Annotated in this window: 20 protein-coding genes and 1 tRNA gene; 6 read left to right on the plus strand and 15 right to left on the minus strand. The window is 69.6% G+C overall.

What is annotated here, in order from left to right; all coding sequences use genetic code 11:
• Positions 1-12 precede the first annotated feature (12 nt).
• The 11 genes from ABZ780_RS29540 to ABZ780_RS29590 form a co-directional block, all read right to left on the minus strand.
• On the minus strand, positions 13-960 hold the full coding sequence (locus ABZ780_RS29540; protein ID WP_357003336.1) for a hypothetical protein: 948 nt from the start codon (positions 958-960) through the stop codon (positions 13-15).
• Between the two features lie 81 nt (positions 961-1041).
• On the minus strand, positions 1042-1488 hold the full coding sequence (locus ABZ780_RS29545) for a hypothetical protein (RefSeq protein ID WP_357003334.1): 447 nt from the start codon (positions 1486-1488) through the stop codon (positions 1042-1044).
• 215 nt (positions 1489-1703) lie between these two features.
• Positions 1704-2165, minus strand: coding sequence for a hypothetical protein (locus ABZ780_RS29550; RefSeq protein WP_357003332.1), 462 nt, complete (start codon positions 2163-2165; stop codon positions 1704-1706).
• A 285-nt stretch (positions 2166-2450) separates the two neighbouring features.
• Positions 2451-3131, minus strand: coding sequence for an ElyC/SanA/YdcF family protein (locus ABZ780_RS29555; RefSeq protein WP_357003330.1), 681 nt, complete (start codon positions 3129-3131; stop codon positions 2451-2453).
• A gap of 24 nt (positions 3132-3155) precedes the next feature.
• The gene (pknB, locus tag ABZ780_RS29560; RefSeq protein WP_357003328.1) at positions 3156-4970 is read right to left on the minus strand and encodes a Stk1 family PASTA domain-containing Ser/Thr kinase; all 1815 of its coding nucleotides are present in this window, start codon (positions 4968-4970) and stop codon (positions 3156-3158) included.
• Positions 4967-6382, minus strand: a complete 1416-nt coding sequence (locus ABZ780_RS29565; RefSeq protein WP_357003326.1) for a protein kinase — start codon at positions 6380-6382, stop codon at positions 4967-4969. The genes pknB and ABZ780_RS29565 overlap by 4 nt, the downstream gene beginning before the upstream one ends.
• Position 6383: 1 nt before the next feature.
• Positions 6384-7889, minus strand: a complete 1506-nt coding sequence (locus ABZ780_RS29570) for a penicillin-binding transpeptidase domain-containing protein (protein WP_357003324.1) — start codon at positions 7887-7889, stop codon at positions 6384-6386.
• A complete protein-coding gene (locus ABZ780_RS29575) occupies positions 7886-9376 on the minus strand; it encodes an FtsW/RodA/SpoVE family cell cycle protein (protein WP_357003322.1) in 1491 nt (496 codons plus the stop codon). Before ABZ780_RS29575 ends, ABZ780_RS29570 begins: the two co-directional genes overlap by 4 nt.
• A 30-nt stretch (positions 9377-9406) precedes the next feature.
• Complete coding sequence (locus ABZ780_RS29580; RefSeq protein ID WP_357003320.1) at positions 9407-10879, minus strand: protein phosphatase 2C domain-containing protein; 1473 nt, start codon at positions 10877-10879, stop codon at positions 9407-9409.
• Positions 10876-11361, minus strand: coding sequence for an FHA domain-containing protein (locus ABZ780_RS29585; RefSeq protein ID WP_357003318.1), 486 nt, complete (start codon positions 11359-11361; stop codon positions 10876-10878). Before ABZ780_RS29585 ends, ABZ780_RS29580 begins: the two co-directional genes overlap by 4 nt.
• A 6-nt stretch (positions 11362-11367) precedes the next feature.
• Positions 11368-12156, minus strand: a complete 789-nt coding sequence (locus ABZ780_RS29590) for a DUF3662 and FHA domain-containing protein (RefSeq protein WP_357003316.1) — start codon at positions 12154-12156, stop codon at positions 11368-11370.
• A 208-nt stretch (positions 12157-12364) separates the two neighbouring features.
• Between ABZ780_RS29590 and ABZ780_RS29595 the strand changes: the two genes are divergently transcribed.
• The 3 genes from ABZ780_RS29595 (at position 12365) to ABZ780_RS29605 (ending at position 14435) form a co-directional block, all read left to right on the plus strand.
• A tRNA-Leu gene (locus ABZ780_RS29595) sits at positions 12365-12450 on the plus strand.
• A 66-nt stretch (positions 12451-12516) separates the two neighbouring features.
• Positions 12517-13632: an NAD-dependent epimerase/dehydratase family protein gene (locus ABZ780_RS29600; protein ID WP_357003314.1), complete on the plus strand. Its 1116-nt coding sequence runs from the start codon at positions 12517-12519 to the stop codon at positions 13630-13632.
• Entirely contained in the window at positions 13629-14435 is an 807-nt protein-coding gene (locus ABZ780_RS29605; RefSeq protein ID WP_357003312.1) for a WecB/TagA/CpsF family glycosyltransferase, read from the plus strand. The genes ABZ780_RS29600 and ABZ780_RS29605 overlap by 4 nt, the downstream gene beginning before the upstream one ends.
• Positions 14436-14505: 70 nt before the next feature.
• On the opposite strand, the gene ABZ780_RS29610 is transcribed toward ABZ780_RS29605, so the two are convergent.
• Entirely contained in the window at positions 14506-16062 is a 1557-nt protein-coding gene (locus ABZ780_RS29610; RefSeq protein ID WP_357003310.1) for a S8 family serine peptidase, read from the minus strand.
• Between the two features lie 215 nt (positions 16063-16277).
• Here ABZ780_RS29610 and ABZ780_RS29615 point away from each other — a divergent pair, with 215 nt between their 5' ends.
• Positions 16278-16877 carry a hypothetical protein gene (locus ABZ780_RS29615; protein WP_357003308.1) on the plus strand — a complete coding sequence of 200 codons (600 nt, stop codon included), beginning with the start codon at positions 16278-16280 and terminating at the stop codon, positions 16875-16877.
• Here the strand turns inward: ABZ780_RS29615 and ABZ780_RS29620 are convergent.
• From ABZ780_RS29620 to ABZ780_RS29630, 3 genes are all read right to left on the minus strand, one after another.
• Positions 16845-17246: a hypothetical protein gene (locus tag ABZ780_RS29620; protein WP_357003306.1), complete on the minus strand. Its 402-nt coding sequence runs from the start codon at positions 17244-17246 to the stop codon at positions 16845-16847. The two genes, ABZ780_RS29615 and ABZ780_RS29620, sit on opposite strands and share 33 nt — an antisense overlap.
• A gap of 214 nt (positions 17247-17460) precedes the next feature.
• A complete protein-coding gene (locus ABZ780_RS29625; RefSeq protein WP_357003303.1) occupies positions 17461-17682 on the minus strand; it encodes a DUF397 domain-containing protein in 222 nt (73 codons plus the stop codon).
• Positions 17652-18527: a helix-turn-helix transcriptional regulator gene (locus ABZ780_RS29630; protein ID WP_357003301.1), complete on the minus strand. Its 876-nt coding sequence runs from the start codon at positions 18525-18527 to the stop codon at positions 17652-17654. The genes ABZ780_RS29625 and ABZ780_RS29630 overlap by 31 nt, the downstream gene beginning before the upstream one ends.
• 623 nt (positions 18528-19150) lie before the next feature.
• Here ABZ780_RS29630 and ABZ780_RS29635 point away from each other — a divergent pair.
• Both ABZ780_RS29635 and ABZ780_RS29640 read left to right on the plus strand, forming a co-directional pair.
• Positions 19151-19435, plus strand: coding sequence for a hypothetical protein (locus ABZ780_RS29635; RefSeq protein ID WP_357003299.1), 285 nt, complete (start codon positions 19151-19153; stop codon positions 19433-19435).
• Positions 19436-19533: 98 nt separating this feature from the next.
• Positions 19534-19959: a hypothetical protein gene (locus ABZ780_RS29640; protein ID WP_357003297.1), complete on the plus strand. Its 426-nt coding sequence runs from the start codon at positions 19534-19536 to the stop codon at positions 19957-19959.

Raw genomic sequence — 19959 nt, forward strand, 5'->3', positions numbered from 1 at the left:
ATGCCTGCCGCATTAATTCTGGGCCAGCAGGCCGGCCGACTGGCGAGCGAGGGTCTTGATCTGCTCATTGAGCTCCGTTATGCGGCTCTCGTAACGGTCCACGTAGCGCTGCTGCACCCGGAACGCGGCAGCGAGATGAGCCTCGACCCGTCCGACGTCCTTACTGCACTGGAACCAGGCCACCGCGAGATCCGACTCGGCCGGCGTGGGTACATACCGCCGGGCGGGGATGGCTGGACCGACCTGGACCACTCCGGGTCGGCTAGCCGGCTGCCAGTCCTCCTCGGGGCCGCGCTCGCTGGCGCCGAACTGCACACCGAAGAGGGTGTAGTTCGGTGTCCTGAGGAACGCATCGCGGTCTGCCCGGTAGTTCTTCGTGGCCATGCAGTCATATAGCTTGGACGCCAGATCCGAGGGCATCTCGCGCTCGACCTCGTACCGGTACGGCCCGAGCACGTTGAACAAGTCGAAGTAGTCGGTCATCGTCTGCTTGGCCTTAGGGCCGAACCGCGTCCACGCCTCAGCCTCGCACCGCTTGAGGTTCGTGTCGTAGCCAGCATCAAGGCTGACGATTCGAGCAGGCTCGCCGGGGAAGTCTGCACCGAAGCCGAGACGTCGTGCCTCCTGCTCACTGGTCGGCCCCAGGTTCTGGGCCGACAGCAGCAGTGGCTCGAACGGGTCCGGCGGACGCCACGTGCTGAAATTGTCACGGTTCTGCGGATAACCAGCGTCGGCAAGGCATTTATCGCGTATGCGAAGCCTGGCCAACTCGACCGAACTGTACTCCTCGCCGAGCAGGGCGTCGAAGGGTTGGTTGGGCGCTGCCGTCCGACCGGCGACGCCGGTCGGTCCCGAACCCGACGGCGTTCCTCCGTTGCTGCCGCAACCGGCCGTCGTTAAGGCGAGCGCGAGCAGGACAGTCAGCAGGCGACGGGGCTCAGCGCGGCGTAGCGCGGACACCGGGAACACCTCCAGAGGAGTTTATGAGGAATTATGCGTGGGCGGACGTCCCGTCCGCCCACGCATACGGTCAGGTAAGTATCAGAGGTTCTTGGGGTTGTAACTTGAACTGCCACCGCAGCGGGAGTGGCCGTTGTTACGGGGCGTAGCGGATCTGACGGGGAAAGGCATTCCGTCGTTCTGAACCGACACGTACGTGAACCAGTTGCCGTAACCGTCAACGTCCCACACGTAAACCGTGCACGCGGTATCGCGATTATTAAGGTGCTCCGCGCCGTCCATAACGCGTTCGTTTGTCGTGTAGCCACCGGGGACGTAGAACCACAGGTAGTCACCGTGCTTGGAGTTCGCGCCATGGTTGGCGCCGTTATAGAACTGCTTCCGCATGGTGTTGCCGCCATACTTGTCGCTGCTAAAGCAGATCTCGCCGACGACACACACAACGGTTCCGTTACCACTGTCATCGGCCTGCGCCGCCGTGGCAGGGATCGTGACACCGGCGGCCACTAGCGCTGCGGCGGAGCCCAAGCTGGCGATCCTTCGGCCGGCAGATTTAGCTGGAGCTGTCCTCATGGAAACTTTCCTCCGTTGCTAGATGTAAGAACACCACTGCCACGGCGCTGGCACGCCGTAGCCACGCCGCTTGCTGCGACCAGGTGGGGTTGGCGGAAATTGGCAGACCCTGTTCAACTTGAGCGATGGACGCAGGAAAGATGATTCTTCCAGGACGCACGCCCTGGGTGTTACAGGTTCTTCGGGTTGTAACTCGCCGAGCCGCCGCAGCGGGAGTGACCGTTGTTGTATGGGTCGATGCTACGAGAAGTACCGCCACTGTTCGCGCCCTGGGAAGCGTACGTGAACCAGTTGCCGTACCTGTCGACGTCCCATACGTAGACAGTGCACTCGGTGTCACGATTGGTAAGGAACCGAGCGCTGTCCATAACTCGTTCGGTGGTCGTGTAGCCACCCGAAACATAGAACCACATGTAGTCGCCGTGCTTGGAGTTCGCGCCATGGTTGGCGCCGTTCCAGAACTGTTTGCGCATTTGGTCGGTGCCGTAGGTGTCCTTGCGGAAGCAGATCTCGCCCGTGTTGCAGAGAACGCTTCCATCACCGCCATCCGCAGCTTGCGCGGCCCCAGCCGGTACGAGAATGAAAGCCGTAGCAGCCACAGCCCCTGCTACCGAAAACGCGACACGCTTCACCGTTTTTCCTCCAAGGTTGGTCGGCGGACATACGGCGCCCGCTGATTCCCTCACCGCAGCCAAGGATCAAGAAACACGAATGATAGTTGGCCGAGGGCGGCCGCGCTGTCCCCTTTGGAGGGTGGGACCGACGAGCCCTGGTCGCTCACGGTCGATGGGCCTGCGACGGGGCGCTCGACAATCGGTGGCGGCTGGACGACGCGAGGACTCCACCGGGCCTCCTGGGCAGGCCGTTGAAGCTGTCTGGGAGCGGATCGACAGCGGCCACCGCCCAGCGCCGCGAGGTCAGCCGCGCAGCGCGTTCTGGACCGCCGGATCCGCGGGCGAGCTGACCGCCGGTGCCCGGCCTCGGACCGCGTCCCACGCCGCCTTGCCGCTGGCGAAGTAGTCCCGGACCGACTTCTCGGCGAGCAGCGCGCGACCGCAACCGTCGCAGCGTGCGGTCACGCCGTCGACGTCGAGGCCGAGATGTCGGCACAGCGTCACGGCCCGGGACAGGTGGTAGGACTGGGTCACGATCAGGGCCCGCTCGACGCCGTACACCTCACGCGCTCGCAGGCAACTGTCGTAGGTGTCGAGGCCGAACGGGTCGGCCACCACGCGACGCGGGTCGACACCGAGATCGGCGAGGTACGACGTCATCACCGCCGTCTCGTCACCCGAGTTGCCGCCGCCGTCGCCCGACACGAGGACGACCTTGGCCCGTCCGCTGGTCACCAACTCGGCGGCGGTCTCCAGGCGGCCGGCGAGCCGTTCTCCCGGCCGTTGTCGATCCGCCGCCACGGCGGTGCCGAGCACGATCACCACGTCGGCGGCCGGCGCATCCGCCTCGTCGTGTACGTGCCCGCGCGCACCGATCGTCGTCCACAGCCACGGGACACTGGCGAGCAGCAGCGCGGCCAGGCCAGCGGCGGCCCCGCGGAGCAGGTTCCGTCGCCACCGGCCAGCGCTGGGGCCGCTGCCCACCGGGGCGCTCCGACGTGCGACGGCCTACTCCTCGGGGAGCCGGATCGGCGGGAACGGCAGACCCGAGCCGCCACCGCCGCCCGGCGTGGTCGGCGTGGTCGTCGGCGTCGGCGTCGTCGGCGGCGGACTGGGCGTCTCGTCCACCTTCTCCGGGATGCTGACCTCGATGGTCACCGTCTTGCCCTGGGCCAACTCGGTGCCGGCCTTCGGGTTCTGCGACTGGACGCGGCCGGCCCGGTCGGGCGACACCTCGTCACCATCACGGAATCTGACCTCGTAACCCGCCGCGCGGAGCTCCTGAGCGGCCTCATCCTTGGTCGAGTTGACGACGTTGGGGACCTTGTTGACATTGCCCCGCGAGACGTCGAGCGTCACCTTGCTGTTCTGGGCGACGGTGGTCCCGGACGGGGGGTTGACCCTGACCACTATGCCCTTCTGGGCAGGGTTGTCGACCGGGCGTTGCTCGACCACCAGCCCGAGAGCCTTGAGCTGGGGCTCGACGTTCTCGGCCTGGGAGTTGACCAGACCCGGAGGAATCGTCACCTCGGGCTTGCCGGCGCAGATCTGGATGGTGACCGTGCTGGCCGCCTTCAGGCGAGTGTCCGGCTGCGGGTTCTGGCCGACCACGGTGCCTTCCTTGCAGGTGCTGTTCGAAACCGGGTCACCCAGCACCGGCTGGAGGTTGGCGTTGCGGATCTCACTGAACGCGGCGTCCTGCGTCTTACCGGCCAGCGTGGGCACCGACTTCAGGTTCTTGTCCTGCTGTTGGCTCCAGAGCAGCGCCGCCACCAGGGCGATCACCGCCAGCACGCCGACCGCGCTGAACAGGGCGATCAGCCAGGAGGATGCCTTCCGCTGGCGCGGGTCGCCGACCCGGGCCGGGATCTGCCGGGTCTGCGCCCCAGCGGCGGCAGCCGGGTAGCCGCCCCCACCGCCGGCCGGAGCCATCGCCACCGTCTCGGCCTCGCGCAGCACCGGAGTGGCCAGCACCGGCCGGCCAGCGGCGGCGCGGAGCAGGTCGGCCCGCATCTCCCCGGCGCTCTGGTAGCGGTTGAGCGGGTTCTTCGACAGCGCCTTGAGCACGATGGCGTCGACGGCCGGGTTGACGTCCGGGTTGATGTCGCTCGGCGTCGGCGGCGTCTCCCGCACATGCTGGTACGCGACGCTGACCGGGCTGTCCCCGACGAACGGCGGGTGCCCGCAGACCAGCTCGAAGAGCACGCAGCCGGCCGCGTACACGTCGGAGCGGGCATCGACGGCCTCACCGCGCGCCTGCTCCGGGGAGAGGTACTGCGCCGTGCCGATCACCGCGCTGGTCTGCGTCATGGTGGTCGCGCCGCTGGCCAGCGCCCGCGCGATGCCGAAGTCCATCACCTTGACCTGGCCGGTCTGGGTGAGCATGACGTTGCCCGGTTTGATGTCCCGGTGGATGATGCCGTGCCGGTGGCTGAACTCCAGCGCCGCGCACATGTCGGCGCAGATCTCCAGCGCCCGGCGGGGCTGCAGTCGCCCTTCGGCGCCGAGCACCTCCTTCAACGTCCGCCCGTTGACGAACTCCATGACGATGAACGGCAGCGTCTCACCGGTCGGCGCGGTTTCCTCGCCGGTGTCGTAGACGGCCACGATCGCCGGGTGGTTGAGCGAGGCGGCGTTCTGTGCCTCCCGACGGAACCGCATCTGGAACGTCGCGTCCCGGGCGAGGTCGGTACGGAGCATCTTGATCGCGACATCCCGACCAAGCCGGAGGTCGCGACCGCGGTGCACCTCGGCCATGCCGCCATAGCCGAGCAGCTCGCCGACCTGGTACCTGCCACCGAGCAGGCGGGCCTGCGCTGTCATCGCGTCTGTCGTCCTTCGCTCGTCGTCGTCCCGCCGTCGCCCGGCTGGAGTCGTACCTCACGACGGTACGACGTCCGGGTCGCATCGTCTCGTCCGTCGAGCCCCAGCGCGCCGGACGTCGCAGTCTGTGTAGCCAGCGCACCGGCGGCACCGGACTGCGACTGCTTCCGCAGGTTGTAGGAAATCACGCCGGAGCAAACCAGGACCAGTACGGCCAGCAGGATGGCGAGAAGCACCATTCCGGGCCGCGACCGGTGGGCGTCCGGCGCGGACGGCGTCGGGCCGGCCGGGTGGACGTACGCCGGAGGGTGTTCCTGTCGGGTCTGTGCCGGCGGCACCGCTGCTGCACCACGCGGGTAGCCGGTCGGGGCGGCCGGCGGCCGGGCGTATGGCACGGCCGGCGCGACGGTGGTGGGGCGGAGCTGCTGCGCCGGCGGGACCGAGGTCGGCCGCTGCGCCACGGGCACCGGACGGTGCGGGGCGCCGGGCGGCCGCATCTGCTGCGCCGCCGGCACCTGCGCCCGGCCGGGTGCGGCCGGTGACGCCGGTGCCGCGGAGACCGGCCCGGGGTTGCCACCGGCCCTGGCCTGCTGGGACAGCGCGGCCTTGAGCTGGCGGGCGACCCCGGCGAGGGCGGCGGCGCTGGGCCACCGGGCGGCCGGGTCCTTGGCCAACGCACGTTCCACCACCGCCCGGACCTGCGGCGGGATGTCGGCGGGCAGCGGCCGGGGCTTCTCCCGGACGTGCCGCATGGCGATGTCGAGCGGGTTGTCGCCCTCGAACGGTCGCCGGCCGGCGAGGCACTGGTAGGCGACCACGCCGAGGGCGTACACGTCGGACGCCGGGGTCGCCACCCCGCCGGTCGCCTGCTCCGGGGAGATGTACGAGGCGGTGCCGAGCACCGAGCCGGCGGCGGTGAGCTGGCCGACCAGATCGGAGCGGGCGATGCCGAAGTCGGTCAGCACGAGTGTGCCGTTCGGCCGGACCAGCAGGTTGCCCGGCTTCACGTCGCGGTGCACGATGCCCTTCTCGTGGGCGGCGTGCAACGCGTCCGCGGCCTGCGCGACGAGGGCCATCGTGCGGGCCGGGGTGAGCCGACCGACCCGACTCAGCGTGGACGACAGGGCGTCGCCCTCGACGTACTCCATGACCAGGAAGGCGATCTGCTGGTCGTTGCCGAAGTCGTAGACGTCCACCACGCCGGGGTGGTTGATGGTGGCCATCGTCCGGGCCTCGCCGCGGAACCGCTCGGCGAAGTCCGGGTCGTCGAGCAGCGCGGGGAGCAGGCTCTTCACCGCGACCGTCCGGCCGAGCACCTGGTCGGTGCCGCGCCACACGTCGCCCATGCCGCCGCTGGCGATCCGCTCGTCGAGACGGTAGCGGTTGCCGAGCTGGACGCCGGGGCTGAGCATGTCAGCGACCCCCGGGGTCGGCGATGGCGGCCCGCATGATCTGGCCGGCGATCCGGGCGGCCTCGGCGCTGCCGCCGCTCCCGGCCTGCTCCAGCACCACACAGACCGCGGAGACCGGGTTGCCGTTCTTGTCCAATGCGAAGCCGATGAACCAACCGTGGTCGGGTCGGTCCGGGGCGGACTGCGCGGTGCCGGTCTTGCCACCGACCGTGTAACCGCTGATCGAGGCCTTCCGACCGGTGCCGTTCTGCACCACGCTGACCATCATCTCGCGCAGGTCACCGGCGACCTGGCCGTTCACCGGCTGGCGCAGCTCCCGCGGCTTGGCGGTGTAGTAGCTCGTGGTCCGGTCCGGAGCGAGCAACTGCCGGACCAGGTACGGCCGCATCTGGCTGCCGTTGTTGGCGACCGCGCCAGCGATCATGGCGCCTTCCAGCGGGGTCATCCGGACGTTGTTCTGCCCGATCGAGGACTGGGCGAGTGCGGCCGGGTCGGTGCTGCCGTCCGGGTTCTGCATGTCTCCGGTCCGGCTGGCCGCCGTGGGCAGGCCGCCCTCGCCGAGCTGGCCGACGGTGAGGTCCTCCTGCTCGAAGCCGAACTGCCGGGCCTTCTCCTTGAGCGTGTCGGCGCCGAGCCGCACGCCGAGCTGGGCGAAGCCGGTGTTGCACGATTCGGTGACCGCGTCCAGCAGGGTGACCTGCCGCTCGGGGCAGATCGACGGAGCGGCGTTGCGGATCGGGCTGCCCGAGGTGGGCGGGGTGTAGCTCGACCCCGCCGGGATCTGGGTGGTCTTTCCGATGCCGTTCTCCAGCGCCGCCGCGGCGACCACGATCTTGAAGGTGGAGCCCGGCGGCAGCGTCTCGCCGAGCGCGCGGTTGTTCAGCGGGCGCTCCGGGTCCTGTTCCAGCTTGTTGAACGCCGCGGCCGCCTCGGTGGTGTTGTGGCTGACCAGCGGGTTCGGGTCGAAGCTGGGCATGGACACCAGCGCCTGCACCGCACCGGTACGCGGGTCGATCGCGATCGCCGCGCCCCTCTTCGCCCCCACCTGGTTGTTTCGCAGCTGGTCGTACGCCACGTCCTGAGCCTGCTTGGAGAGCGTGAGCAGCACGTTGCCGCCACCGGTTTCGTCACCGGTGAACAGGTCCTTGAACCGGTCGCCGATCAGCTGGTCGCTGGTGCCGGCCAGGAAGTCGTTCTCCACCCGCTCGATGCCCTGATCGGCCAGGTTGACGGGCTTGTAGCCGAGCACGTGGGCGTACTTGGCGCCACCCGGGTAGCTGCGCTGGAACTTCAGCTTGCCGGTGGTCTCCTTGCTGGTGGCCAGCGCGGTGCCGCCGGCCTCGATGTTGCCGCGCTTGCGCTTGTAGTCGGCGACCTGGACCCGACCGTTGTAGTCGCTGGTGCGGTACTCGTCGGCCTTGTACGCCTGGATCCAGTTCAGGTTCGCGAAGAGCAGACCGAACAGGACGATGACGACGACACCGACCCGGCGCAGGGGTGCGTTCACGGCCTGATCACCTCCGTGGGAGCACCATGCAACTGCTCGGGCGGGCCGCCCGTCGGTCGGGCCGCCTTGCCGCCACCGCCGGTCACCGGCCGACGGGCACCGTCGGAGACCCGCAGCAGCACCGCGATGAGCAGCCAGTTGGCCATCAGCGACGAGCCACCGGCGGACAGGAACGGGGTGGTCTGACCGGTGAGCGGGATGAGCTTGCTGATGCCGCCGACGATCACGAAGACCTGCAGGCCCAGGGTGAAGGCGAGACCGCCGGCGAGCAGCTTGCCGAACGAGTCGCGCACCGCGAGCGCGGCGCGCAGGCCCCGCTCCACGATCAGCAGATACACCACCAGCAGCGCGGAGAGGCCGAAGAGGCCGATCTCCTCACCGATGCCGGCGAAGATAAAGTCGTTCTGCACCTCGGGCAGGATGTCCGGTTGACCGCCGCCCGGACCGGCGCCGAAGAGCCCACCCGTACCGAGGGCGAGCAGGCCCTGGACGAGCTGGTAGCCCTTGCCGTGCGGATCGGCGAACGGGTCCAGCCAGATCTCCGCACGCACGTAGAAGTTGGCGAACGGCCCACCGACCGTCGAGCCGAGGACGTAGGCGAGGTAGGCGCCCCCGAAGAAGAGGATCAGACCGATCAGCAGCCAACTGACGCGTTCGGTGGCGATGTAGAGCGTCACCACGAACATGCCGAAGTAGAGCAGCGAGGTGCCGAGGTCCTTCTCGAACACGAGCACCAGGACGCTGATCAGCCAGACCACGACCACCGGGCCGAGGTCGCGCCCGCGCGGGAAGTCGATGCCGAGAAAGCGCCGGCTGGCCAGCGACAACACCTCGCGCTTGCGCACCAGGTAGTAGGCGAAGAAGACCAGCAGCGCCAGCTTGGCGAACTCGCCCGGCTGGATGGAGAAGCCACCGACCCGGATCCACAGCTTGGCGCCGTTGATCTCGGAGATGCTGCTGGGCAGCACCGCCGGGAGCATCACCAGCACGATGCCGGCAAGCCCCAGGGTGTACGCGTACCGGGAGATCGAACGGTGGTCGCGCATGATGGCCAGCAGGACGGCGGCGAGGATCACCGAGACGAGCGTCCAGGCCAACTGCCGGCCGCCGATACCGGCGAAGGTGGCCAGGCCCTCCCGGTCGGCAACTGCTGCCTCGCCCAGGTCGATCCGGCGCAGAAAGCCCACCCCGAGGCCGTTGAGCAGGGCCACCGCCGGCAGCAGGGCCGGGTCGGCGAACGGGGCGAGGAACCGGATCACCAGGTGCAGGCCGAGGAAGACCGCGCCGACCGCTGCGGCCGGCATCCAGAAGTCCGGGGTGACCGTGTCCAGCAGGTTCGCCTCGACGGTCGCCATGTAGGCGGCCACCAGCACCATGGCCAGCAGCAGCAGGGACAGCTCGGCGTTGCGGCGGGACCGGGCCAGGCGTACGCCGGAATCCCCGCCCGTGGTGGCGGGCGAGGGTGCCGGTGTGGCCGCTACGGTCACGGGTGGAGTCCTTGGGATCTCAGCCGACGCTCACTCAGGAGACCGGCAGCCGGCCGGGTCGAGCGCCGGCGGTGTCGAGTCGGAGGGCGTGGCGTCGGATGGGGAGGTCAGATCGGTTGCGCCGGCATCGGCGGTGGCCGCGATGGTCGGGCTCACGACCCCGTTGGGGGTCGCCGGTGGGCCGGCGCTGGGGCTGCCGTTCGGACTCGGGGTCGTCCCGGGCAGGGCCGCTGTCGGCGTGGGCGTCGGCGTGCCGTCCACCACCGTCGGGTCGGGCGGGCAGATCGGCTTCAGGTTGGGGTTGCTCGGGGTGTCGCTGGTCAGCTCGGCGAGCTGACGCTCGGCGTCCGGCTCACTCTTGGCCCGGATGCCCACCTTGACGGTGTCCTGAGCGGCGACGGTGAGGTCGTCCAGCCGGGTGCCGCTGGTGCGGTGCACGGTGGAGAGGTCCATCCCGGCGATCTGACCCTGGATGCCCCGGAAGACCGCGACCTGCCCCTCCTCGGTGGCGCCCACGTAGTACTGGCGCTGGGTGTACGTCCAGCTGGCGAAGAGCCCACCGGCGAGGATCACCAGCAGGGCCAGCGCCATGGCGGTGGCCCGCACCGGCCGGTGCTTGCGCCGCTCCGGCTCGTCGTCCGAGGCCGCCGGCTCCTCCGGCACGGCCGGGCGCGGCGCGGAGAGCGCCGAGGCCCGCGCGGCGGGGGTCGAGTTGTCGGCCGAGGTGGCCATGCCCCGGTCCCGGGCGGCGGCGCCACCGACGATCGGGGTCGCCTCGACGATGTCGTGGTCGGTGGCGTCGGCGATGATCACCGTGATGTTGTCCGGACCGCCGCCGCGCAGCGCGAGCTGGACTAGCCGCTCGACGCACTGCTGCGGGTCGGTGTACTCCCGGAGGGATTCACCGATGGTCTCGGCGCTGACCACGCCCGAGAGGCCGTCGCTACAGATCAGGTAGCGGTCGCCGGGCAGCACCTGGCGCACCGAATATTCCGGGTCGATGTCCCGGCCGTCCAGGGCGCGGGTCAGCAGCGAGCGCTGCGGGTGGCTACTGGCCTCCTCGGCGCTGATCCGGCCCTCGTCGACGAGCATCTGGACGTACGTGTCGTCCTTGGTGATCTGGGCGAACTCACCGTTGCGCAGCAGATAGGCCCGCGAGTCGCCGATGTGGACCATCCCCAGCTTGCTGCCGGAGAAGAGGGTCGCCGTCAGCGTGGTGCCCATCCCCTCCAACTGCGGGTTGGCGTCCACCGTGTCGCGGAGCTGTTGGTTGGCGGTGCCCACGGCCGAACGCAACGCGTCGACAAGTGCGTCCCCTGGGACGTCCTCGTCGAGCGGCGCCATGGCACCGATGACGATGTTGCTGGCGACGTCACCGGCGGCCATGCCGCCCATGCCGTCGGCAACGGCGAGTAGCCGCGGCCCGGCGTAGACGGAGTCTTGATTGCCGTCACGGATCAGACCGCGGTCGCTGTGGGCCGCATAGCGCAGGGTCAGAGTCATGGCCGTAATTCGAGGGAAGTGCGGCCGATCCGGATCGGCACGCCGAGGGGGACGGGGGTTGGTCCGGTGACCTTAGCGCGATCGAGGTAAGTCCCGTTAGTCGAGCCGAGGTCCTCGACGAACCACTGCCCCTCGCGCGGCATGAGCCGGGCGTGCCGCGCGGAGGCATAGTCGTCGGTGATGACCAGCGTGGAATCCTCGGCTCGACCGATGGTGATCTGCGCTTCGCCGAGGGTGATCCGGGTGCCGGCCAGTTGACCGGCGGTCACCACCAACTGGTGGGCCGCCCGCCCCCGCTTCACCTTCGCCGGTTTGGCCGCCTGCCCCGTCGAGGCGCCGACCGCGCGTGGTGCCGCCACCAGGCGACCGGACCGGGCTCCCGCGAAGAGGTCCCGGCGGATCACGCCGACCACCGTGAACACGAAGATCCACAGCAGGATCAGGAACCCGAACCGGGCAACGGTGATGACCAGTGCCGGCAAGGCGGCTCAGCCGTCCACGCGGAAGGTCAGCGTCGTGGTGCCGAGCTGGACCATGTCACCAGGGTTGAGGGCGACGGCCGAGACCCGCTGGCCGTTGACCATGGTGCCGTTGGTGGAACCCAGATCGGTCAGCACGACCTGGCCGCCGTCGAAATCCAGCCGGGCGTGTCGCCGGGAGATGCCGACGTCGGGCAGGCGCAGGTTGGCCTGGTCACCGCGACCGATCACCGTCGACCCCATCTGGAGGGGGTAGGTGCGACCGTCGCCGGAGACCAGCCGCACGTTGCGGCCGCCACCGTGCCCGGGCGGCGGGCCGTAGCCCCCGCCCTGGTCGTACGCGGGGTAGGCGGGCGGGCCGGCGTCGTAGCCGGGTGCCGACACGGGGGCGACCTCGCCACCGGTGTAGACCTCGGCGGTGACCCGGAACATTCCCGTGTCCAGGCCCTCGCCCCGCTCGATCTCGACGATCACGTCGCCGTAGACCGTCCAGGCCTGCTCGCCGATGAACTCCGCCTGCGACTGGGCCAGTTCCTGGGCCAGCGCGGCGGCGTACGGTGCCAGCCGACCGTGGTCGAACGGCGAGAGATCGATCACGTAGCGGTTGGGCACCAACGTCCGCCCACCGGCCAGGATCGCCTTGTGCGCCTCAGCCTCCCGCTGCATGGCATTGAGGATCTCCACGGGGTGGACCACCCCTTTGAAGACCTTGGCGAAGGCCCCTTCGACCAGGCCTTCCAGACGCTTCTCGAAGCGTTGCAGCACGCTCACCGGCTCCTCCTCGGGTCCCGAGGCCATGATGGTATCCGGCCGGGGCGCGCGCAGCTCACACGCCGCTCGGCCGGCCTGCTCCCGGTCCGTTCGGAAGGGCCGGGACTGCCGTGCTACTCTTTCGTCCGCCACGAACGGTAACCGCTCGTGGCGAGCGCCCGGAACAGCCTAGTCTCACCGGGGCCTGTTGGAGACAGCGGGCCCGAGGCGGCTAGAGTGGTCCGGGTTGTGCCACGGGGATGTGGCGGAATGGCAGACGCGCACGGTTCAGGTCCGTGTGCCCGAAAGGGCGTGGGGGTTCAACTCCCCCCATCCCCACCAAAATGACGAGGGCTCCGCTAAATGCGGGGCCCTTCCGTCGTATCGGGGCGTGCCGGGCATCACGCTATGCTCCGATGGTTTCTGCCTCCGATGGACCAGGAGTGGCGTGTGACTGTCGCGTTGGTGACCGGCTCGGGTGGTCTGATCGGCTCCGAAGCGGTCCGACACTTCGCCGGCCTCGGCCTGGACGTCGTCGGCATCGACAACGACATGCGCCGGTACTTCTTCGGCGAGGACGGCTCCACCTCGTGGAGCCTGGAACGGCTGAGCCGTGACCTGGGCAACTCGTACACCCACTTCGCGGTGGACATCCGGGACCGCGACGGTCTTGAGCAGGTCTTCAAGAAGTACGGCCCGGACATCGCCGTGGTGATCCACAGCGCGGCGCAGCCGAGTCACGACTGGGCGGCCAAGGAGCCGTACACGGACTTCGACGTGAACGCCGGCGGCACGCTCAACATCCTGGAGAACACCCGGCGGCACGCGATCGACGCGCCGTTCATCCACTGTTCGACGAACAAGGTCTACGGCGACCGGCCCAACAGCCTGCCGCTCATCGAGCTGGACACCCGGTACGAGCTGCCCGAGGACCACCGCTGGTACCAGGGCATCACCGAGGACATGTCGATCGACCACTCGCTGCACTCGGTCTTCGGCGCCTCGAAGGTCGCCGCGGACGTGATGGTGCAGGAGTACGGGCGCTACTTCGACATGAAGACCGCCTGTTTCCGGGGTGGCACGCTGACCGGCCCGGCGCACTCGGCCGCCGAGCTGCACGGGTTCCTCGCGTACCTGATGCGCTGCGTCATGGAGGGCCGGACGTACAACCTGTTCGGCTACAAGGGCAAGATGGTCCGCGACGCGATCCACTCCCACGACGTGTTGACCGCGTTCGAGGCGTTCTTCCGTGCGCCCCGCTCGGCCGAGGTCTACAACCTGGGTGGCGGCCGGCACTCCAACACCTCGCACATCGAGGCGTTCCGGATCGCCGAGGAGATCACCGGCCGCGAGGCGCGGATCAACTACGTCGAGCAGAACCGCACCGGCGACCACCAGTGGTACGTGAGCAGCATGGGCCGGTTCGAGGAGCAGTACCCGGACTGGAAGATCACGTACGACGTCCCGATGATCCTGCGGGAGATCTACGAGGCCAACGTGGACAAGTGGGTGCCGCAGTCATGACCGCACAGACCAAGCGCAACGTGCTCGGCGTCCTCGTCGACGCCACCGACTACACCACGGCGACCGACGCGGTGGTGACCGCGGCGCACGAGCGGCGTCCGCTCGCGCTTACCGCACTCGCTGTGCACGGCGTGATGACCGGCGTGCTGGACCCGGCGCACAACGCCCGGCTCAACTCCTTCGACGTGGTCACCCCGGACGGGCAGCCGGTGCGCTGGGCGCTCAACCTGCTGCACCACGCCGGGCTCACCGACCGTGTCTACGGGCCGACGCTGACCCTGCACGTGCTCTCCCGCTTCGCGGACGAAGGGCTGCCGGTCTACCTGTACGGCTCAACCGAGGAGACGCTGGCCAAGCTGATCCCGGCGTTGGAGCGGATGTTCCCCGCGCTCAAGATCGCAGGGGTGGAGCCGTCGAAGTTCCGCGCGGCCCAGCCGGGCGAGGACGCCGAGATCGCCGACCGGATCCGGTCCAGTGGTGCCCGGCTCGTCCTGGTCGGGCTCGGCTGCCCGCGCCAGGAGGTCTTCACGTACGCCATGCGCCCGCTGCTCGACATGCCGCTGATGGCGGTCGGCGCGGCCTTCGACTACCACGCCGGGCTGCTGCGTCAGCCTCCGCCGTGGATGCAGCGCGCCGGCCTGGAGTGGTTCTGGCGGCTCGGTCTGGAGCCGAAGCGCCTCTGGAAGCGTTACGTGATCCTCAACCCCGCCTACCTGGCCCGGTTGGCCGGGCAGAAGACCGGCCTGTGGAAGGCCCGCCCGCCGGCTCCGGCCACCGAGCGACCGGCCACCTTCGCGGTCTGACCCTCGAACTAGCGCGGCACGAGGCCCCACCCGGGACAACGGGTGGGGCCTCGTCCAGTAGGAAGATCGGTCAGACGGTCAGGGTCCAGCTGTTGATGTAGCCGGTGTCGGCCGAGTACACGTCGCGCACCTGGAGCCGCCAGGTGCCGTTGGCGGCCTCACTGGACAGGTTGACCGTGTACGTGGCGATCACGTTGTCGGCGCTGTCCGAACCGCTGTTCTTCAGCCGGTACGCGCTGCCGTCCGGGGCGAGCAGGTCGATGACCAGGTCGCCGCGGTAGGTGTGCACGATGTTCACCGCCACCGTGGAGGACGAGGAGGCGTTGCGGGCACATCCGGCGATGGTGATCGAGCTGGTGACGGCCGACCCGGCGTCCGGGATCGTCACGTCGGTGGCGTTGGTGCCGGTGCAGCCGGTGGGAGGCGGCGGCGTGGTGCCGCCACTGCCCACGTAGAGCAGCAGGTTCGGCGAGCCCGTGCCGGGGCTGGTCACCACGTTGGGGGTGGCGTTGGCGACCAGCTCGTTACGGACCTGCAGCGGGGTCCAGCTCGGGTTGGCGCTGGCCACCAGGGCAGCCGCGCCGACCACGTGCGGAGTGGCCATCGAGGTGCCGCTGATCGTGTTGGTCGCGGTGTTGCTGGTGTGCCAGGCCGACGTGATCGACGACCCGGGGGCGAAGATGTCCAGGCAGGTACCGATGTTGGAGAACGACGAACGGGCGTCGGTGTTGGTCGTCGAGCCGACCGTGATGGCCTCGGCGGTACGGGCCGGCGAGGTGTTGCAGGCGTTCGCGCCGCTGTCGTTGCCGGCCGCGAGGCCGTACGTCACGCCCGACGCGATCGAGTTGCGGACCGCGGTGTCCAGCGAGCTGTTCGCCCCACCGCCGAGGCTCATGTTCGCCACGGCCGGCTTGATCGCGTTCTGGGTGACCCAGTCGACGCCGGCGATCACACCAGCGTTGGTGCCGCTGCCGGAGCAGTTCAGCACGCGTACGCCGACGAGTTGGACGCCCTTGGCCACGCCGTACGCGGAACCGCCGACGGTGCCGGCGACGTGCGTGCCGTGCCCGTTGCAGTCGTCGGCCGATCCGCCGTCCACCGCGTCGAAGCCGGAGGTCGCCCGGCCACCGAAGTCGCTGTGGGCGAAGCGGATGCCCGTGTCGATGATGTAGGCGTGTACGTTGCTCGCCGTGTTCGGGTAGGTGTAGGAGCTGTCCAGCGGCCGGTTGCGCTGGTCGATCCGGTCCAGACCCCAGGAGGGCGGGTTGGCCTGCGTGCCGGAGATCGACACGGTGTGGTTCTGCTCGACGTACGCCACATCCGGGTCGGCGGCGATCCGAGCCGCCGCCTTCGCGCTGACGGTGACCTCGAAGCCACGCAGCGCCGTGCCGTAGGTGCGGGCGACCGACCCGCCGTGCCGGCCGGTCAGCCGCTGCGCGGCGTCGCCGACCCGGTTGCGGGCGACGGCGCTGTCCTTGAGGACGACGATGTAGCTGTCCTGGACGGCGGTGGCTCCGCCGGCCTCCCGGACCACGCCGACGGGCTCGGCGGCCAGGGCCGGGGTACCGACGGCCAGCACGGTCGCGGTTACCACCCCGACCAGTACGGACCTGCGTGGAAGACCCATCTCCCTACCTCCCTCCGACCGGCGGCGAAACCACTACCACCGATCAACTCGATCGACACTTGCCGATCTAGCCGAGGGTAGATCGGTAAGTCGGGTTGAGAAACATGTCGAAACGTCCATCACCTCGATGGGATGGCCCCTACGGGCTGGCTTCCGGGGGGAACCGGGGACCGACCCGGATTCGCCGAGCTCCGGATCGGGAAAGACTCTCGAACATGGAAAGTCAGCTCGCCATCCTGTTGCCGGTAGCCGCGGTCTGGCTGGCCGCCGGGGTCCTGGCCGACGGACTGCCCCGGCTGCGCGACACCTCCGCGTTGCGCAGGCGTACCGGATGGTTGCTGGCGCTGGCGCTGGCCGGCGTGGCGCTCGTCGCGGCGGCGGCCATCGGCGGGCTGCTCAGTGCCGGCACCGCGCCGGTCGACCAGGCCGCCGCGGCGCTCACCCTCGCCATCGGGCCGGCGTTCGTGGTGGCAGTCTGCTCCGTACGACGGATCCGCCGCCTGCGGGCCGGCGCCGGCGCGTTCGAGACGGCCCCCGGCACGCCCGCCCCGCACGGGCTGCGCGCCGCCGCGGCGCACCCGCTCGTCGGGTTGCCGTTGCAGGTGACAGCCCTGGCGACCGTGCCGGCGGTCATCGCGGCCGCCGGGGCGGACCTCGGCGCCGAGCCCGGCGTCACCGGGCCGGCGATCACCGTCGGCGCACTCGCGGTGGCCGCCATCGGCGTCCGGCACGCACTCCGGCACAGCCGGCTCGCCGAGCGGGCGCTTCCGAATGCGCCACGCTCAGCGCGAGCGACCGGATCCCTGCACGTATAGCAGCTCCAGGATCGCCCGGGTGGCCTCGAACCAGCGGTCCAGCCAGCCCGGCGGCGGCACGCTGCCCTTCGGGGGCAACTCCATCAGCAGGCCGCGCAGCAGCGGGTGGTCGGCCAGCGAACCGGCGGGCTCCATCGGCCAGCCGGTCGGCGGGAACGACGGCTCGACCAGCGGGTTCGGGTCCAGCGAAGGCAACGAGAGCGGCGCGTCGGCCGCCTCGGAGTCCGACGACTCCCGGCCGTTCAACTCCTGCTCGGTCGAGACCACCTCGGTCAGTACGGTGTCCCGACGCGCCCCGCGGTACTTGCCACCGAACCGCTCCGGCTTGCCCGGACCGTTGGTGAGGTTGTCTGAACCGATCGTCGTCATCCGTATCGCCTACCTCGTTCGGGTGCGGTCGGTGCGGCGGGTCGTGATCCAGCGCCGTACCGACCGGTTCAACGAGGCGGGCGCGCTGTGGCGACGGGAATCCCGGCGGAACCTCACCGGGACCCGGCCGATCCGACCCCGGGGCAGCCCGAAACCGGGACGCGGAAGGTCCCCGCCCGGTCGAGCCGGACGGGGACCTCACCTGACCGCTGGGTCAGGACGTGCTCAACACACCACCCCGGGCACCGGCGACGAAGGCGTGCCAGTCGCCGGGCGCGAAGACCAGAGCCGGACCGGCCTTGTCCTTCGAGTCCCGAACTCCGACAGCACCGGTCACGTACGCCACCTCCACGCAGTTGTCACAGTTCGGCCCGCTCTTCGAGCTCTTGAACCACGTTGCCTGCGTCAGGTCCACGGGGAACCCTTTGGTCGCCATCTCGGCTCCTCTGCCAGTTTTGCGATGTGTGCGACGGACTCCTCCGGACGAATGGCCGCAGCACGGATGTGATCGAAGATGAAGCTGTACTTCTGTAGTTCGTCGCTCTTCTCGAGGAAGAGCCCACCCGTGGCGTTCTCCGCGTACACGACATCCGGATCACCGGGCTCGGGGAAGCTGAGGATCGTGAAGGTCCCGTCCATGCCCGCGTGCGCTCCCACCTCGAACGGCAGGATCTGCAGCGTCACGTTCGGCAACTCGGCCACTTCGACCAACCGCCTGAGTTGGCCGCGCATCACCTCGTCCCCGCCCACCGGCCTGCTTACCACCGCCTCATCGAGCACCACCCACAGATCGACCGGATCGTCCTGGGTCAATAACGACTGACGACCCAGACGGACACGCACCCGTTGGTGCACCTGGTCGGCGGTGAAATCGGGGCGGGCGGCGCGGATCATCGCCCCGGCGTACTCCTCGGTCTCCAGCAGACCGGGGACCACCTGCTGCTCGTACGCCCGAATCGAACTCGCGGCGGCCTCCAGTCCGACGTACGCCCCGACCAGCACCGTGCTGTACGGGTGCCACCAGCCCTTCTGCCGTGCCTCCCGGGCGATCTGCACGAGCTCGTCGCTCTCGGCACCCACCACGCCGTAGATCCGCAGCATGTCCCGCACGTCGCGCGGCGTGGCCGTGGTGTGCCCGGTCTCGATCCGGGAGACCTTGGACGCCGAGCACTCCAACTGCTCGGCGACCACCTCGATGGTTATCCCCGCCGACTCCCGCTGCCGGCGTAGCTCCGCACCGAGCCTTCGCCGTCTGATCGTCGGGCTGCGTCGCTCACTCATCGCGACCTCTGAGTTTCTGGTTCCCACCGCTGGTTGCTCGACCCCACGCGGGCTACCTCCGGTTGACGCGCCGCTGACTGCCGCCCGCCGGGGGCGCGATGGTCGGCCGGCGGGCGTTCGCGGCGAGGGGTTGGTGCCGGCATCGGACGGCCGCGACGGGCGAAACCGGCCCCCAGTGTGCCGTCCGCACGCGGATGGCTTCAAGCGGCGATTTGCGTGTCGGACTCACGTATTGGCAAAAGTCGACGTGCAACTTGCATGAAGCACGTCGCTGATGCACTCTGTCCGTATGGCATGGATCACTCAGCGTCTCGATCCGCTCTCCGGGTGTGGTGACCCCACCGATCTCGGAGAGTTTCTCGGGGCACGGGCCCGGCCAGCGACGCACAGACCTGCCCCGGGGTGAAGACCCCACCGCTGCAAGCCAGCCGGCTGTGGCGGTGGGCGCGGTTCCCCGGAAGCAGTCAGGTGATGGTCGGGTGGCGGCACGCCACCAGCGGGTACGGCCCGACCACCGCCACCTCGCACCAGCGGCCCAAGAGGAGCGACCCCGTCACCGGGCCGAGACGTCCCCGACAAGTCACCGCCGGCACGTCGCCGGCCGACCCTCCCCAGGAGCCCATGTGCTTCCCCGCTCCGGTGACGTACTGCATGTGACTCGCGCCGCGAGTGTCCAGTTCCTCAGGCCCATCATGTTCCGGGTGATCCGGGTGCTTGAATGGCCGACCTACGACGGCTGGCTCTGGCTCGACGGCTACGAACTCAACACCGCGGGCGACGCGGTCAACCGACGGTCGATCTTCGTGCAGCGAGACGGGCTGCGGCAGGTGCAGGCCGCACCTCAGCCCCGCCAGCACACCGTGCGGCCCCGGCGACCGGTCGCCCGTACTCCGGTCAAAGTTGGCTGACCAGCGCGAACCGCCACGGGTAGGCGTGCCGTCGCCATAGAATTGGTACGCCCACCCCGGCACCGTTCCACCCGCACGTCCAGGACCCTGAGCCTGGGATGGTCATGGTCAATCAGCCCGCCGTGCGGCGGCACAACCGCTCCCGTATCACCTATGCTCTCGGACTCCTCGCCCTGCTCGGGGCCGTGACCACCCTCGTGGTGCTGGCCCGCGACCCGGCGTTGTCGTCCACCCGGCTCGTCACTCCGGTGCCGGCACCCGAGATCACCGTGGTCGACTCCGACCCGACGTACTCCGAACCCGACTGGATCACCGCCGACGAGGGGCGGGTCGACCCGACCGGCCCGGCGGCCGGCGCCGGTGCCGGCGGTCAGTCCGACGGCCAGCAGGAGACCGCCGAGGCGGCTCCGGCCGGGCACAGCGCCACGGACGTCCGCCGCTCACTGTTCTGGTCCGGCATCTTCGGCCTCACCATCTCGCTGGCCGGCCTCGGCCTGGTCGGCACCCGCCGCCGGATGTGGTGA

Origin of the sequence: Micromonospora sp. NPDC047467 (assembly GCF_040643095.1) — a bacterium.
Taxonomy (GTDB): Bacteria; Actinomycetota; Actinomycetes; order Mycobacteriales; family Micromonosporaceae; genus Micromonospora.